Source organism: Azotosporobacter soli (genome assembly GCF_030542965.1).
GTDB classification, from domain to species: Bacteria; Bacillota; Negativicutes; order SG130; family SG130; genus Azotosporobacter; species Azotosporobacter soli.
The window spans coordinates 77,384-92,889 of record NZ_JAUAOA010000005.1; the positions used below are offsets into that span (position 1 = coordinate 77,384).

Here is a 15,506-nt window from a genome sequence, read left to right on the forward strand (position 1 = left end):
TTTGTGAAAGTTTATACCAAAACAGGCGATAAAGGATTCACCAGTTTATATACCGGTGAGCGAATTGAAAAGAACAGTCAACGTGTCGAAGCTTACGGCACAATCGACGAACTGACCTCTTCACTAGGACTTGCCCGCAGTTTGGCGCAACAGGAAGAAGTTCGCGATGCAATCTTGGCCTTACAGAAACAGTTAATGTCGCTGATGGCCGAACTGGCCAGCAGCGACAGTGTAGAAAAATATATCCAAGATATCCATGTCACCACTCTTGAGACAACAATTGATGTCGTGGAAGCGCAACTTCCACCGTTGCGCGAATTTATCATCCCCGGCGACAACCCAGCAGCAGCAGCGCTTAACATTGCACGCACGGTCGCGCGTCGTGCAGAAAGAGAAATCCTACGCCTGTCAAGCACAGAGCCAGTAGGGGAGCCACTGTTGAAAATGGTAAACCGAATCTCCGACTATTGTTTTGTTCTTGGCCGTCTGACGGCTATCCCTAATACATAAATGAAGACATAAAAAACAGTCAGCGAAGCTCAACAATAATTCGCTGGCTGTTTTTTATTTATTCAACGCTTAGCAAAAGAAGGAATATCATCATTTAACAGAGAATTCGAACAACAGTGTCTAGTCGGGTAGATTTAACATAAGAATAGGGGGGTTTGATGATGAAAGAGTACAGGAGTGATCGTATCAGAAACCTTGCCGTGGTGTCCCATGGCGGTGCTGGAAAAACCAGTCTGACGGAAGCCTTGCTTTTTTCAGCAGGAGCTGTTAACCGCCTGGGACGTGTTGATGACGGAACCTCGACAACGGATTTTGAGCCAGAAGAAATTAAACGAAAAATCACGATTTCTACCGGACTTGCTCCTTGCGAATGGCAGGAGAACAAGATCAATTTTCTTGACACGCCAGGTTATTCTGATTTTAGCGGCGAAATCAAAGGAGCGCTCCGCGCCGTGGAAGCAGCGTTGGTCGTAATTTGCGCAGCATCCGGAATCGAAGTGGACAGCGAAAAAGTCTGGACATATTCTTCTGAACTCGGACTGCCGCGAATTTTATTCATTAATAAAATGGATCGCGAAAATGCCGATTTTTTTAATACGGTAAGTGCATTGCAATCTCGTTTCGGCAAAGGAATATTGCCTCTATGTTTGCCAATCGGCAGCGAAGAATCATTCAGTGGCATTATTGATCTTTTGACACAGACAGCTTATGCCGGACAAAATGAGATTGCCATTCCTGCAGAGTACGTACAACAGGTGGAAGAGTGGCGGCAAACGCTGCTGGAAACAATCGCCGAAACGGATGATGTCTTATTAAACAAATATCTTGACGGTCAAGAACTGACCACGGATGAAATTCATTCTGCACTGATCAAAGGAATTATCAATCGAAAACTCTATCCGCTACTGTGCGGCTCTGCTTACAAAAACATCGGTATACGCCAATTGTTGGATTTTATCGTTTCCTATGCGCCGCCGGCAAGTACCTTGTCGGCGATTGGAACACATCCTATTTCACAAGATCCAGAAGAGCGGACTATTGAGCAACCATTCTCCGCTCTCATTTTCAAAACAACCGCCGATCCTTTCGTCGGCCGCCTAAGTTTTATCAAAGTCTTCTCCGGTAGCCTAAAGCCAGACTCTACGTTATATAATGTTTCCAAAGAAAAGAGCGAACGTATTTCTACGCTCTTTACCTTGCGCGGCAAACATCAAGATACGCTGCCTCTCGTCCATGCCGGCGACATCACCGTGGTCGCTAAGCTCCAAGATACTACGACCGGTGATACTTTGGCCCTCAAAGACCATCCGATTGTCTATGATCCGATCGACTATCCTAAATCCATGTTTACATTATGTGTGGAAGCGAAGAATAAAGGCGATGAAGACAAAATCGGTACTGCATTGGCCCGTATCATCGATGAAGACCCAACTTTCCATCTGGCTAAGAATACGGAAACAAACCAATTATTGATCAGCGGCCTGGGAGAGCTTCATCTTGAAATCATGACGGAAAAAATAAAACGTAAATTCGGCGTCGATGTCATACTTTCCTCGCCGAAAGTTCCATATCGTGAAACGATTCGCAGTTCAGTAAAAATTGAAGGAAAGCACAAAAAACAGACCGGCGGTCATGGGCAGTTTGGCCACGTCTGGCTTCAAATTGAACCCTTGCCAGCAGGTAGCCACTTTGAATTTGTCGATTCCATCTTTGGTGGAGCCGTACCTCGTCAATACATTCCGGCCGTTGAAAAAGGTGTAAAGGAGGCCATGTCCACTGGGATTTTGGCCGGCTATCCGATGGTCGACATTAAAGTCACTTTGCTCGATGGTTCCTATCATACGGTGGATTCTTCGGAAATGGCCTTCAAGATTGCCAGCACGATGGCAATTCGCAAAGGAGTATTGCAAGCTAAGCCCGTCTTACTGGAGCCGGTTTGTGCCGTCGAAGTCCATGTACCTGATAGTTGTATGGGCGACGTGATTGCCGATTTGAACAGCAAACGAGGGCGCATCCAGGGCATGGAACCTAACGGGAAGGGAATTGGCCTGATTCGCGCGCAAGTTCCGATGTCTGAAATGTTACGCTATGCGATTGACCTGCGTTCCATTACGCAGGGACGAGGCTGCTACGAACTTACCTTTTCCCATTATGAAGAAATGCCGCAACGCATGGCAGAGAACCTTATCGCTACGACAAAGAAAGAAAAGGTAGAAGAGGCATAACGTTTTATGCAAAAAGGCCGAAGTGTAAAAACTTCGGCCTTTTTGCATAAAAAAAAGAGCATCATAAGATTGCTCTTTGGAAAACGGAATGGCAGGGGTGGCTGGATTCGAACCAACGAATGCGGGAGTCAAAGTCCCGTGCCTTACCGCTTGGCGACACCCCTATGAAATTAGAAAGATGGTCGGGGCGACAGGATTCGAACCTGCGGCCTCTTAGTCCCGAACCAAGCGCGCTACCAAACTGCGCTACGCCCCGCTGCATCACTTTTGTATTATAACAAAAAACTCCGATTATTGTCAACCTGTTGAGAGAAGGAAAAAGTAAAAAAGGAAAGAGACGGATTCCAAATGTGCTTATCAAGAGAAAAACAAGCCTAGCTGCGATACCTGCAGCCACATTCCGCAGGAGAAGCACCCTATGTTTTTCTAGAAAGACAACATGCAACAAACAAAAAACGCAACATCAAATGTTGCGTTTCATAAACGGAATGGCAGGGGTGGCTGGATTCGAACCAACGAATGCGGGAGTCAAAGTCCCGTGCCTTACCGCTTGGCGACACCCCTATGAAATTAGAAAGATGGTCGGGGCGACAGGATTCGAACCTGCGGCCTCTTAGTCCCGAACCAAGCGCGCTACCAAACTGCGCTACGCCCCGCTGCATCACCTTTATATTATAACCAGCAACTCCGATTATTGTCAACATCATTTTTTCGAAAAATAAAAAGGATTTTTCAACTTTTTAACGAACTCTATCAACTGTAGTAAAATCGCATGTTATACCACACTGCAATATAGAATGCGCACAAGGGAGATCACAGCTATTGAGTAATGCAAGACGAGTATTTTTTATCGGAATCCTAGCAAGTCTATTTTTTTTGCCCGCCTCTGGTCAGGCAGCGCCTTTAAAACTGGGGATGACTGGTGACGAAGTTTCTTGGCTGCAGAGCAAACTGGTTGATCTTGGCTTTTATGCAGGAAGCGTAGACAACGTCTTCGGCCAGGACACGAAGCGCGCTGTAATCTCCTTTCAAAGCGCCTGTGGCTTGGATGCTGATGGAATTGTCGGCGAACAAACAAAGCAAATGTTGCGCGAATATAAAAATCGCGGTGCCGCGAGCCGCGGCGCCTTCCCGTCGCGCCGCGCCGCCGAACTGGTCAGTTATGCCCAGCAATTTTATGGAACGCCCTATGCATGGGGCGGAACATCGCCCGGCGGCTTTGATTGTTCTGGTTTCATCTATCATGTCTTTAGTCGTTTCAATATCGCCATGCCACGCGTCGCCGATGCGCAATATTATTCCGGCATCAGCGTCAGCGACCCACAACCTGGCGATCTAGTTTTCTTCAGCACCTACGAACCGGGTCCGTCACATGTCGGAATTTTCATTGGCAACGGTCAGTTTATCCACGCCAGTTCGGGCGCTGGCGAAGTGACAATCACGCCACTCTCGAAGCCTTATTATCAAAGTCGCTATCTGGGCGCAAAACGATTCTTATAAAAATGAGGCTGCCTCAATTTGAGACAGCCTCATTTTTATTTCTCCCAATTTCCAATTAGATCAAGTTTCACTTCGAAGCTGCGACGCCATGGCATGTCAACTTGGAGCAGTACATCTTCCAAACGCAGAACTTTCCCAGCTCGATCTTCTAGGGGATAGCTGCGCCAATTCCGTATCAGCTCTTTTTTTTGACGCCGCAAACATTTTTCTAGCCAGCGGCTGATTTCCGTCGCTTCTTTTTCCGATAAATTATTGGGATCCAATTGTTTTTCCCGTAGCTTTTTGTTCAGCAGAGGATGTTCCTTTTTTTGATAATAGGTGTCATCGATCATTCGCGCCAAGATAAATTCTTGATTTTGTTGATCGAGTCGAACATTTTCCGGTTGAAGTCGTTTGCGAAACTGATGCAGGGTGGCTTGCGTGACGGCGGTGCCGATTGAGTTGCTTGTCGTGTTCCAACCAGCATATGCGATCAATCGAGTCAATGGAGCTTTACGAGCCAGCAGATAAGGAAGCAATGTTTCTTTATTTTTAAAAGTTTCGCTTAAATCAACCAAAGCAATCGGTTTTCCTTCTGTCAAAAGAATCGTTAATTTTTCTGCGGCTTGCTCATATTTTAAAAAGAGCGGCGACCCTGCATGAACAAATAACATATAGTCAGCCTGCTCTTTTTCCGTCACAGAAACAGCACCGCTGATCCGCAGTTTCTCTTCGACGGTCGTCTGAATAGAATGCGGCATGAAAGGCATCGTCATATGTTTAACCATTTCGTCCGAATATATGACATAGACTTTGGGCCGATAGTCAAATTCACGACTGCAGAGAAACCCAAGCAAAGTGAGCGCCACCTCATCCGTACCACGTGTCACAATCACCTTGTCAGCCAGCTCCGGGGCACGCAATCTCCTTTGTAAAAATTCCTGCTTCTTTTCGTTCGCAATTCCGAACGGAAATCCATCATCCTGACCGATTATCAAACCATCCAGCACACCGCTTTTTGCCAAATCAAGCAACATTAGATTATTCGCCTGATTTTCTTCATATAAACGCATATATTTGTGAATCAGCACTTCTGGTATTTTCTCCGCCAATTTTTCTTTGCGCAGCAAATCATCTTCGTTATCAAACAGCTTTGCCTGCTCACTCAAGACGGAATATTGCATCATGTCAGCTTGAAAAGCAATCGTTGCCGCATTATCCGCAATCAGAAGGCGTGGTATGATGTTGAACGCATATATTTTGAGTTGAGGCTGCGCCTTCTTTATCTCTTGCAGCAATTCCAGAACAGCCCGAACTTCAGACGGCTGGCCAAGTCCTTGCCTAGAAGGGACAAGACCACCATGAATAAGCGAATCAATTGCGATAATCGCCGAATCCGCTTGGGCTGCGTTTTGCCTTAGCCATAAACGCAATCCCTCTTTGTCGGCCCGCGTTTTGCTTTGCGCCAGCAATTCTTCCGGCGGAATTATTAGCGTAAAGCCGCCGATTTCTGCCAGCTGCGCAACAAATTGGACGCAGGGGGGACGACTGTCAAGCGGAATTAAGATTATTTTACGCTGATATTGCGGTACAACAGTATGATTTTCTATAGCTGCCGAATCAAGCTCCAAACTTTGAGCAAAACAGAATCCGCCAAGAAGAATACAGCCTAACAAGAGTAACCCAAAAAAATTCTTCGCTTTCATGAGATCATCCTTTAATTGTTTTATGAAAAATTTTGTTTTGTATACAAAGAATATGCTAGAATAGTAGTGTAGAGGAGAATGTCATGAGAATCATAACAGGAAAAGCCAAAGGATGCAAATTGCAAGCCCCCAAAGGAATGCAAACGCGTCCGACCACCGACCGCGTAAAAGAATCGTTGTTTAATATCTTAGGCGACGCAGTTGTTGATGCCGTTGTTCTCGATATTTTCGCCGGAAGCGGTGCCCTTGGACTGGAAGCGCTGAGCAGAGGAGCAACGCGCGCCGTATTCATAGATTCGAGTCGCGACAGTAATACGATTATCTCTCATAATGCGCGCCACACCCGCTTGGAAGGCCAGTGTACGTTGCTAAGCAGCGACGTTTTGATTGCGCTAACAAAGTTGACAGTAAAGCGCCAACTTTTCGATCTGGTTTTTTGCGACCCACCTTACAACCAGGGTTTTGTGTCTAACGTTCTTGCAAAACTCGATGCTGGCGGGTTATTATCACCCGACTGTATTATCGTTATCGAACATTCGAGGCATGAAGTCCCTGCTCCAACATGGTCACATTTCTTATTGCGACGCAGTGAGCGATATGGCGAAACATTACTCAGTTTTTTCTCAGGGAGGAAAGCGAATGAAGCGTAGTGCAATTTGTCCGGGAAGTTTTGATCCTGTTACCAATGGACACATCGACATTTTTGAACGAGCCAGCAAAATGTTCGACGAGTTAATTGTTGCTGTTTTTCATAACCCCAACAAAAAACCGTTGTTTTCGATGGAAGAACGCGTCCGCTTGCTGTCCGATGCAACACAACACTTACCAAACATCCGAATTGACTGTTTCTCCGGCTTGTTGAACCAATATGCCCGCCAACAGGAAACCTACATTATCGTGCGCGGCCTGCGAGCGCTAAGTGATTTTGAGTATGAATTTCAACGTGCGTTGTTGATAAAGAAAGTAGATCCTTTGATTGAAACAGTTTTTATGATGACTAGTAATGAGTATTCTTTTATTAGCTCGACCGGGATCAAAGAACTAGCTAAATTCGGCGGAAACATCAAAGGCCTGGTACCAGATTGCGTAGAAAACGTGATTCTTGAACGGATGCGTTATCTGGATCAACAGACAGAATGTTAAAGGGGGATATAAAAAGTTATGACAATTGAACGGTTATTAAACGAGATGGAAAATATGTTTTTGGATGGAGCACGTGTACCATTTACAAATAAACGAGTATTGGAAGAAGATGACTTCGCCCGGTTACTCGACGAGATCCGCGAGCATTTGCCCCAGGAAATCCAAGAGGCGAAGCGAATCATTTCTGACCGTCAACGCATTCTCGATGATGCGCAAAAAGAAGCGCAAACTGTAGTGGAACAAGCCAAAACTTATATTTCAAAGATGACCGATGAAAACATCGTCACCAAGCAAGCACAAGAACGTGCCGGCGAAATTCTCGGTCAAGCGCAAAAAGATGCCGTGGCATTGCAACACGATGCGCTGAACTATGCTAACGATGTTTTTTCCCATCTGGAAGAGCAGCTCGAAAATGCATTGGACGTCGTAAAAAAGGGACACGCCGATTTACACCATACAAAAAAAGATTAAGCATTACATCCGATGGTATATGGGGGACTGTTTAAAATCACAGCCTCCCATATGCCATTTTTCTTTTGGCATACCCAAGACATAAATATCGCTGGCTTTAGCATCAAGCAACAACATCTTATCCCGCAATGCAGTAGGTTCATATTTCTGTGCTGTTTTTTTAAGCCAATTTGCCGGACGATCGATAATCGGTATCGAACTTGTCTTTTGCAGTAACTTTAGCGCTTCGCGTCCTGTATCATTGAATGCCAGCAACCTCGCATATTGCGGTCCGTATTGATCCGCTTGCGTCAATAGTTCCGCCTCAACGCCAAGCAATATCCAAAGCAAGGCACGTTGCAGACGCCCTCTGGTATAACGTTTGGTCATGCATCCGTCAACCAGACTTTTCCAGTCTGTGGCACTTGTTGCAGCTTGTTTAAGCCGATACTCTAAACCGTCGGCTGAGCCCAAAAGGCATCGCTTCAATTGTGCACAAGATTGTTGACGCAATAAGCAAAGCAACATGGGAGTAAAGGTCTCCTGAAAAACAGGCCCTTTCCCCAAATTTCGCTGCGCCTCAATCAATGACAGTAGTGAAGACGGCATTGCCTTTTCAATTGATGCATTGTTCCTGATCGCCAGGCGAATTGCCGTGGCGCTGGCATAATGACCTTTTAGAGATGTTTCGTGATAAGCAGCCATTTTTCGCTGAATCGCCAGCGGCAGTATACTTGGAGCAAATCGCTCGATGGCTCTAATATATTCAATGCCTAGAATATTGTTGGGATGGTAAGCGAGCGGATTGGATTCTTCACACTGCAGCGCATCTCCGAGCGAACGTGCATATGAATGTCCTTTTTTCATTTCTGCGTGCAAGGCGGCAATCGCCGCCGAGCTGTCTGCTAAACGAGCCGCAGTCCGCAACAGCTCTACTTCTGGAGTCTCTGCGCCAAAACACAAATGTGATACCGCCCCAAGTGAGGCTAATAGTTGTACTGCGCCTGTCGCAAAAAACTGCGCGCTGCGGATTGCATATGCCGTCGGCAATTCGAATACCACATCAACGCCGCTTGAAACCGCCATTTGCGCTCGGGTCCATTTATCAAAAAAAGCAGCCTCGCCGCGCTGAACAAATTGACCACTCATGACGCCGATTACCACATCTGCGTTACAAAGACGTCGTGTTTCTTTTGCATGCCAATAATGACCATTATGAAAGGGATTGTATTCGACGACGATTCCTGCAATATTCATAGTTCCCTCGCTCCTGTTAAGTGAACTTTCTTTTAATTAATAGTCATAAAATTCGAAGAAGGAATTTGTATTACCTTGTCGAAAATCTGTTGAGGTAGCATATGTTAAGGATACAATATTCATTATATAGTGAATTCTGGCAATATGCATATCGAAATTTTTTACTATGAGGAGGAGTTGCAGAGTGAAAATCCTTGTCGTGAATTGCGGAAGCTCATCGCTAAAGTATCAATTATTCGACATGACCAATGAAGATGTACTGGCAAAAGGTTTGGTGGAGCGTATCGGTTTAAATGGCGCCTTGCTGACTCATCAACCAGCCGAAAAAGAAAAACATGTCATCACTACCGACATCCCGAATCACAGCGTTGCAATCCGCTTGGTTTTGGAAGCATTGACAAATGCTTCACATGGAGTTATCAAGTCCATGGACGAAATAGTAGCTGTCGGGCATCGCGGCGTTCATGGTGGAGAAGCGTTCTCCGATTCCGTCATCATCACACCTGAAGTCATTAAAGCTATTGAGGCATGCAGTGAAATGGCGCCGCTTCACAATCCGCCGAACATTCTTGGCATCAATGCCTGCGCCGCCATAATGCCAAAGACGCCGCAAGCCGTGGTTTTTGATACCGCATTTCACCAAACAGTTCCAAAGTATGCTTTCATGTACGGACTTCCTTATGAAGCCTATGAAAAACATGGCATTCGTCGCTACGGTTTTCATGGAACGTCTCATAAATATGTCTCACAGCGTGCTGCAGCCTTGCTCGGCAAAAAACCAAATGAAGTCAAGATCATCACCTGCCACCTTGGAAATGGTTCGAGCATTGCCGCCGTCCAAAACGGTAAGTGCGTCGATACCAGCATGGGTTTCACACCGCTTGAAGGCTTAATGATGGGAACGCGTTGCGGTGATATTGATCCTGCAATTTTGCCATACCTGATGAAAAAAGAGAATATGTCTCCAGATGACATCGATCAATATATTAATAAAAAATCGGGCGTACTTGGCATCTCTGGCGTATCAAGCGATTTCCGTGATATTGAAAAAGCAGCAGAGGCAGGAAATGAACGAGCACAACTTGCACTTGATATGTTTGCCTACAAGGTTCGCAAGTATGTCGGTAGTTATGCTGCAGCTATGAATGGCGTAGACGCAATCGTTTTCACTGCAGGTCTTGGTGAAAACTCTACTTCTATGCGTGCCGACATTACTGCCGGTTTGGAATATCTCGGCACCAAATTAGATCCAGAACGCAACAATGTTCGTGGTCAAGAGCGTGAGATTAGCGTTCCTGGTTCCCGCGTAAAACTCTTTATTATTCCAACAAACGAAGAACTGGTAATCGCTCGCGACACAAAGGATTTGTGCAACGCATAAGATTACGACATGAAAAAGAAGCCCTCGGGGCTTCTTTTTCATGTCGTAAAAATTCAGAATCATCTTTCACTGACAAAATTTCAAAAAAGCCAATAAAATTCTGGCTACACCAACAACAATGTGATATTATGTTCTGAAATACACGTTTAGCGAGTCTAATGAAAGGGGTTTTTTTCATGTTGGAAAACAAGTTCATTAAAGAAGAAGGTCTAACGTTTGATGATGTCTTACTCGTCCCTGCTAAGTCTGAAGTTCTGCCGCGCGAGGTGGAAGTAGGGACTCGCCTTACAAAGAATATCACTTTGAATATCCCGATTGTCAGCTCAGGGATGGATACTGTCACGGAGGCCCGCATGGCAATCGCCATGGCTCGTGAAGGCGGTATCGGCGTTATTCATAAGAACATGTCAATTAAACGCCAAGCCAACGAAATTGATAAGGTCAAGCGTTCTGAACATGGAATTATTGTCGATCCTATTTCATTATCGCCCGATAACACGTTACAAGACGCTTTTAATTTAATGGAGAAATACCATATTTCAGGCGTGCCTATTACAGAAAATCAAAAATTAGTTGGCATCCTGACCAACCGTGACCTGCGCTTTGAAACAAATTTGACTCGCAAAGCCAGCGAATGCATGACCACCGAATCTTTGATTACAGCTCCGGTCGGCACCTCGATCGAAGCCGCTAAAGAGTTGCTGCGCAAGCACCGTATCGAAAAACTACCTTTGGTCGATAAGGACAACAACCTGATGGGGCTTATCACCATTAAAGACATTGAAAAGATGCTGAAATACCCCAATTCCGCCAAAGACAGTAACGGACGTTTGCTGGTTGCAGCTGCCGTTGGCGTTGGAGCGGACATGATGGATCGCGTCGATGCATTAGTCTCTGCTAAAGTCGACGTCATCGTCGTTGATACTGCTCACGGTCATTCCCGAGGTGTAATTGACGCTGTTAAAAAAATCAAACAGGCCTACCCGAATACCGATATCATCGCGGGCAACGTAGCCACAGCAGAGGCGACGCGCGACCTGATTGAAGCTGGAGTAGACGGCGTAAAAGTAGGCATCGGACCAGGTTCGATCTGCACGACGCGTATCATCGCTGGCATCGGCGTACCTCAGATCACCGCAGTCTTCAACTGCTCGCAAGCCGCCAAAGAATATGGCGTACCAATCATTGCTGATGGCGGTATTAAGTATTCTGGCGATATTGTCAAGGCAATTTCCGCTGGTGCCCAATGTGTTATGCTCGGCAACTTATTCGCCGGAACAGAAGAAAGCCCCGGTGAAACAATCATTTATCAAGGTAGAAGTTACAAATTGTATCGCGGCATGGGCTCACTCAGTGCAATGGCACAAGGCAGCAAAGACCGCTATTTCCAAGAAAATATGGACAAATTGGTTCCCGAAGGCATCGAAGGACGCGTTCCGTATAAAGGCTTTGTAGCCGATGCAATTTTCCAACTGGTAGGTGGGTTGCGTGCCGGCATGGGGTATTGCGGTGTGCGCAATATCGAAGATCTGATTGAAAATTCTCAGTTTATCCGTATAACCGGCGCTGGCCTTAAAGAAAGCCATCCTCACGATATCAATATCACCAAAGAAGCGCCGAATTACAGCTTATAGTTTAAAGCCCCGTCATAGTGATGGGGCTTTTTTACGCCCGTTAACTTTACATAAAAATAGATTTCTCGTAAGGTAACGTAACGCGACTATGACGCCCTTCGCCTTGATTTTCAAGAGAGTTTCCTGTATAGTGAATCCCGTGTCAATAAACTGTAATTGAAGAAAGGCTTCTTCAATTGCTCCATTTCGTATAATATGATAAAATAGAGTCGGTGTTTATTTACAAAATAGTATAGGAGCTATTGATCCGTGTCTGATAAATCATACGTCTTAAACGTCGGTGTCGACCGTCTTTCAATGAAGCAAGCCGTACAAAGAGCAGAAAACATAATACGTGGACTGGAACCTGCGGGCATCGTAGTGACTGCGAATGCAGAAATGGTTATGCTAGCTCAAAAAGATGCTGATTTTGCTGCGATTATGCGGAATGCCGCTTTGGTTGTTCCCGATGGCGCCGGTGTCGTTTGGGCCGCGAAATACTTAGGCATGCCATTAACAGAACGCGTAGCAGGTTATGACTTAACGCAACAATTGCTAGCCAGAGCAGCAGCCTCTGGTTATCGAGTTTTTTTTCTTGGCGCTGGTCCTGACGTAGCCAATCAAGCCAAAGCGGCAGCTGAATCACGTTATCCCGGGATTAATGTGGTCGGAACGCAGGATGGTTTTTTTACTTCACAAGAAGAAGGGCCTCTCATCCGGCGGATTGCAGAATTGAAGCCGGATATTCTCTTTGTCGCACTGGGCGTTCCTCGCCAAGAGAAATGGCTGACACGCCATTTTTCAGAGTTAACAACGCCGCTTTGCATCGGTGTTGGCGGAACGTTTGATGTTATGGCCGGTCGAGTTAAACGTGCACCTGTTTGGATGCAGCGTGCAGGCCTCGAATGGTTATTTCGTCTTCTTTGCCAACCGGAACGCTTATTTAGAATGGCGGCCTTGCCTAAATTTGTCTTGCATGTTCTGCGCAGTAAATAAGTACCACATTTTGTAAATTGAGGTGAACCCATGATTAAAGCTCCCATTGTCAAAGAAGGCTACATTTATGTTGTCAGTCTTTCTTTGTTGTCTTTCGCTGTTTACTGGGCTTTCGGTCTATATTGGAGTATTTTACCGGTCGTCTTGACCGCTTTTATTGCCTTTTTTTTCCGCAATCCTGACAGAAGCATACCTGATGATACGCGGTTGATTGTCTCTCCGGCGGACGGGCGCGTCATGAGCGTAACTGAAGTTCATGACGATCAGTTTTTGAATGCCGAAGGGACTAAAGTAACCATCTTTCTTTCCGTATTCGATGTTCATGTAAATCGTAGTCCGATTGCCGGTGAGATCAAATATCAACAATATACCTGTGGTCGCTTTCGTCCAGCCTATAAACCCACCGTTGGCTGTGAAAACGAACGTCATTCGATTGGCTTGGAAAACGATGACATTCGTATTGTAGTGACGCAAATTGCCGGACTGCTGGCTCGCCGTATTGTCTCCTGGGTCACACTCGGATCGATACTTGAGCGAGGCGAACGTTATGGTTTGATAAAATTTGCATCTTGCACTGAAGTGATTGTGCCTAAAAATGTTATTGTCACAGTAAAAAAAGGTGATCGCGTAAAGGGTGGGGAAACGATAATTGGGAGGCTAGCATAAATGAAATCTTGGATACCAAATGGTTTTACCGCTGCTAATTTAGTATTTGGCATGGGTTCACTGCTTGCAACATTCCACGCCGAATACCAGTGGGCAGCTCTCTTGGTTTTTATTGCAGCGCTTAGCGATGCACTTGACGGCCGAGTAGCACGTTATCTGAATGTAAGCAGTGATTTCGGCAAGGAACTTGATTCACTTTGCGATCTCGTTTCCTTCGGCGTCGCACCGGCTTTTTTAGCGTATTCCTTTCTTCTGAAAGATTTTCACTTAATCGGCATAGCCGTTGCCATCTTTTTCCCGGTTTGCGGTGCATTCCGCTTGGCACGTTTCAATGTCAACACGAGTGTCGTAAAAGGATATTTCATGGGCATGCCGATTCCCGCCGCCGGTTGTGCAGTGGCATCGTTCATTCTAATGGGGATTAGACCAGAAAATTATTTATTCCCAGCATTTGTTGCTCTATTCGGTTATCTAATGGTCAGCACAATCCGCTATCCTGACTTCAAAGGGAAAGAGGGGGAGCCACTGCGCGTGTTGCCGGCAATTGTCGCTTTGCTCACTGGCGGTTGTCTTTTGTATTTACTGCCCAATGCGTATGTATTCGCCCCTTTTGCTGCATATGCTCTCTTTGGTCTACTAAATACCTTGGCTAGGAAACTCACCTAAACTTCGCCTTAGTTCTATATCTGGAATAGTTTCTTAATAAATCATTTTGTGCCTTGACAAAGCAAGCCTTAAATTTTAGAATATTATCTGGTATTCTAAAGTGTATTCATCTTGGCTAAAGGAGTATCATCGATGAATCATATATCTGACTTAATCATGATCCCATTGCAAGTTTTAATTTTGTTTTTTACATTGTACTATTTCGTTATTGCCTTTTTTGGTTTTTGGCGTCGCAAAGAAAAGAAACACCTCACTCCAAAACACTCTTTTGCTATTATCGTTGCGGCCCATAACGAAGAACAGGTCATTTCTCATCTGATTGAAAACTTACAAATGTTGAATTACCCCCGCAGTTTATACGATATCTTTGTCATCGCGGACAATTGCAAAGACAAGACTGCGGAGATCGCGCGCGCCGCTGGAGCTATCGTGCATGAACGCTTTAACTTGGAACAGCGTGGTAAAGGTTTTGCAATGGAATGGATGTTTGCACGCCTGTTCAAATTACAGCGCAAATATGATTCCGTAGCAATTTTTGATGCAGACAATCTAGTACATCCCGATTTTCTTCTTGAAATGAACAGCCGTTTCTGCAAAGGTGAAAAAGTAGTCCAAGGTTATTTGGATTCTAAAAATCCAGATGACACTTGGGTTTCTGGCACTTTTGCCATCAATTTTTGGGTCACGAATCACATCTGGCATTTGGCTAAATATAACCTTGGTTTATCGAGCGCACTTGGTGGTACCGGCATGTGCATTTCGACGGACGTCTTGGAGGAATTTGGCTGGGGCGCAACCTGTCTTACCGAGGATCTTGAATTCAGCATGAAGATTTTAGTCAAGGGAATCCCTACTACTTGGGCTCATGACGCGATCGTTTATGATGAAAAGCCGCTAACCTTCAAACAGTCTTGGGATCAACGTCAACGTTGGGCTCAAGGACACTTTGACATTGCTGGCCGCTACCTCTTCAAAATGATCTACGAAGGCATCAAACAACGAGATCTCCGCGTCCTTGATGGTGTTTTTCACTTATTGCAGCCTTATATGTTGCTTTTGTCGACAACTTTTGTTATTTCAAGCTACCTATATAATTTTGCACCGTTTTATACCAATATCTTGTATGACTGGTTGCCTTGGCAAGTATGGCAAATCATTGGCGTCGGTCAATATGTTTTCCCAATGATAATTTTGGCTAAGATCAATGCCAGCAAAACATCGTGGCGCAACATGATCCTATACCCGTTATTCATTTACAGCTGGATCCCGATCACGGTTCTCGGTTTCATTTACCGGAATCATCGTGTCTGGAGTCATACGCAACATACGCGTGCCATCAGTTACCAGGATATTATGGGCGATCCAAACGCGCCGTTCAGTAAAATGACAAAGCAGGCAATTAAGTAAAAGGTGA

14 protein-coding genes and 4 tRNA genes are annotated in these 15,506 nt (G+C 45.4%); 12 read left to right on the top strand and 6 right to left on the bottom strand.

The window, feature by feature from the left end; genetic code table 11:
- Positions 1–3: 3 nt before the first annotated feature.
- Both QTL79_RS06860 and fusA read left to right on the top strand, forming a co-directional pair.
- Entirely contained in the window at positions 4–510 is a 507-nt protein-coding gene (locus QTL79_RS06860; RefSeq protein ID WP_346354217.1) for a cob(I)yrinic acid a,c-diamide adenosyltransferase, read from the top strand.
- Between the two features lie 161 nt (positions 511–671).
- On the top strand, positions 672–2,735 hold the full coding sequence (gene fusA / locus QTL79_RS06865) for an elongation factor G (protein WP_346354311.1): 2,064 nt from the start codon (positions 672–674) through the stop codon (positions 2,733–2,735).
- Between the two features lie 89 nt (positions 2,736–2,824).
- Here the strand turns inward: fusA and QTL79_RS06870 are convergent.
- From QTL79_RS06870 to QTL79_RS06885, 4 genes are all read right to left on the bottom strand, one after another.
- Positions 2,825–2,899, bottom strand: a tRNA-Gln gene (locus QTL79_RS06870).
- Between the two features lie 15 nt (positions 2,900–2,914).
- Positions 2,915–2,991, bottom strand: a tRNA-Pro gene (locus tag QTL79_RS06875).
- 233 nt (positions 2,992–3,224) lie between these two features.
- Positions 3,225–3,299 (bottom strand) — tRNA-Gln (locus QTL79_RS06880).
- Positions 3,300–3,314: 15 nt separating this feature from the next.
- Positions 3,315–3,391: transfer RNA gene (locus QTL79_RS06885), tRNA-Pro, on the bottom strand.
- A gap of 166 nt (positions 3,392–3,557) precedes the next feature.
- Between QTL79_RS06885 and QTL79_RS06890 the strand changes: the two genes are divergently transcribed.
- Entirely contained in the window at positions 3,558–4,235 is a 678-nt protein-coding gene (locus QTL79_RS06890) for a C40 family peptidase (protein ID WP_346354218.1), read from the top strand.
- Positions 4,236–4,270: 35 nt separating this feature from the next.
- Here QTL79_RS06890 and QTL79_RS06895 read toward each other — a convergent pair whose 3' ends face one another.
- Entirely contained in the window at positions 4,271–5,920 is a 1,650-nt protein-coding gene (locus QTL79_RS06895) for a DUF4127 family protein (RefSeq protein ID WP_346354219.1), read from the bottom strand.
- Positions 5,921–6,003: 83 nt separating this feature from the next.
- Here QTL79_RS06895 and rsmD point away from each other — a divergent pair, with 83 nt between their 5' ends.
- The 3 genes from rsmD to QTL79_RS06910 are packed head-to-tail and all read left to right on the top strand — an operon-like array spanning position 6,004 to position 7,534.
- A complete protein-coding gene (gene rsmD / locus QTL79_RS06900) occupies positions 6,004–6,570 on the top strand; it encodes a 16S rRNA (guanine(966)-N(2))-methyltransferase RsmD (protein WP_346354220.1) in 567 nt (188 codons plus the stop codon).
- Positions 6,560–7,063, top strand: a complete 504-nt coding sequence (gene coaD, locus QTL79_RS06905) for a pantetheine-phosphate adenylyltransferase (protein ID WP_346354221.1) — start codon at positions 6,560–6,562, stop codon at positions 7,061–7,063. Before rsmD ends, coaD begins: the two co-directional genes overlap by 11 nt.
- A gap of 18 nt (positions 7,064–7,081) precedes the next feature.
- Entirely contained in the window at positions 7,082–7,534 is a 453-nt protein-coding gene (locus tag QTL79_RS06910) for an ATP synthase subunit B family protein (RefSeq protein ID WP_346354222.1), read from the top strand.
- 3 nt (positions 7,535–7,537) lie between these two features.
- On the opposite strand, the gene QTL79_RS06915 is transcribed toward QTL79_RS06910, so the two are convergent.
- Positions 7,538–8,770 carry a nucleotidyltransferase gene (locus QTL79_RS06915; RefSeq protein WP_346354223.1) on the bottom strand — a complete coding sequence of 411 codons (1,233 nt, stop codon included), beginning with the start codon at positions 8,768–8,770 and terminating at the stop codon, positions 7,538–7,540.
- A 184-nt stretch (positions 8,771–8,954) separates the two neighbouring features.
- Between QTL79_RS06915 and QTL79_RS06920 the strand changes: the two genes are divergently transcribed.
- The 6 genes from QTL79_RS06920 (at position 8,955) to QTL79_RS06945 (ending at position 15,499) form a co-directional block, all read left to right on the top strand.
- Positions 8,955–10,151 carry an acetate/propionate family kinase gene (locus QTL79_RS06920; protein ID WP_346354224.1) on the top strand — a complete coding sequence of 399 codons (1,197 nt, stop codon included), beginning with the start codon at positions 8,955–8,957 and terminating at the stop codon, positions 10,149–10,151.
- 176 nt (positions 10,152–10,327) lie between these two features.
- Positions 10,328–11,785 carry an IMP dehydrogenase gene (gene guaB, locus QTL79_RS06925; RefSeq protein ID WP_346354225.1) on the top strand — a complete coding sequence of 486 codons (1,458 nt, stop codon included), beginning with the start codon at positions 10,328–10,330 and terminating at the stop codon, positions 11,783–11,785.
- Between the two features lie 249 nt (positions 11,786–12,034).
- On the top strand, positions 12,035–12,760 hold the full coding sequence (locus tag QTL79_RS06930) for a WecB/TagA/CpsF family glycosyltransferase (RefSeq protein WP_346354226.1): 726 nt from the start codon (positions 12,035–12,037) through the stop codon (positions 12,758–12,760).
- A gap of 30 nt (positions 12,761–12,790) precedes the next feature.
- Positions 12,791–13,426 carry a phosphatidylserine decarboxylase family protein gene (locus QTL79_RS06935; protein WP_346354227.1) on the top strand — a complete coding sequence of 212 codons (636 nt, stop codon included), beginning with the start codon at positions 12,791–12,793 and terminating at the stop codon, positions 13,424–13,426.
- Positions 13,427–14,092 carry a CDP-diacylglycerol--serine O-phosphatidyltransferase gene (gene pssA, locus QTL79_RS06940; protein ID WP_346354228.1) on the top strand — a complete coding sequence of 222 codons (666 nt, stop codon included), beginning with the start codon at positions 13,427–13,429 and terminating at the stop codon, positions 14,090–14,092.
- A gap of 132 nt (positions 14,093–14,224) precedes the next feature.
- Positions 14,225–15,499, top strand: a complete 1,275-nt coding sequence (locus QTL79_RS06945) for a glycosyltransferase family 2 protein (protein ID WP_346354229.1) — start codon at positions 14,225–14,227, stop codon at positions 15,497–15,499.
- Positions 15,500–15,506 lie beyond the last annotated feature (7 nt).

Coding starts and splice junctions, on each gene's coding strand:
- fusA (WP_346354311.1), top strand. CDS start 672: ATGAAAGAGTACAGGAGTGATCGTATCAGAAACCTTGCCGTGGTGTCC.
- QTL79_RS06895 (WP_346354219.1), bottom strand. CDS start 5,920: ATGAAAGCGAAGAATTTTTTTGGGTTACTCTTGTTAGGCTGTATTCTT.
- rsmD (WP_346354220.1), top strand. CDS start 6,004: ATGAGAATCATAACAGGAAAAGCCAAAGGATGCAAATTGCAAGCCCCC.
- coaD (WP_346354221.1), top strand. CDS start 6,560: ATGAAGCGTAGTGCAATTTGTCCGGGAAGTTTTGATCCTGTTACCAAT.
- QTL79_RS06910 (WP_346354222.1), top strand. CDS start 7,082: ATGACAATTGAACGGTTATTAAACGAGATGGAAAATATGTTTTTGGAT.
- QTL79_RS06915 (WP_346354223.1), bottom strand. CDS start 8,770: ATGAATATTGCAGGAATCGTCGTCGAATACAATCCCTTTCATAATGGT.
- guaB (WP_346354225.1), top strand. CDS start 10,328: ATGTTGGAAAACAAGTTCATTAAAGAAGAAGGTCTAACGTTTGATGAT.
- QTL79_RS06935 (WP_346354227.1), top strand. CDS start 12,791: ATGATTAAAGCTCCCATTGTCAAAGAAGGCTACATTTATGTTGTCAGT.
- pssA (WP_346354228.1), top strand. CDS start 13,427: ATGAAATCTTGGATACCAAATGGTTTTACCGCTGCTAATTTAGTATTT.
- QTL79_RS06945 (WP_346354229.1), top strand. CDS start 14,225: ATGAATCATATATCTGACTTAATCATGATCCCATTGCAAGTTTTAATT.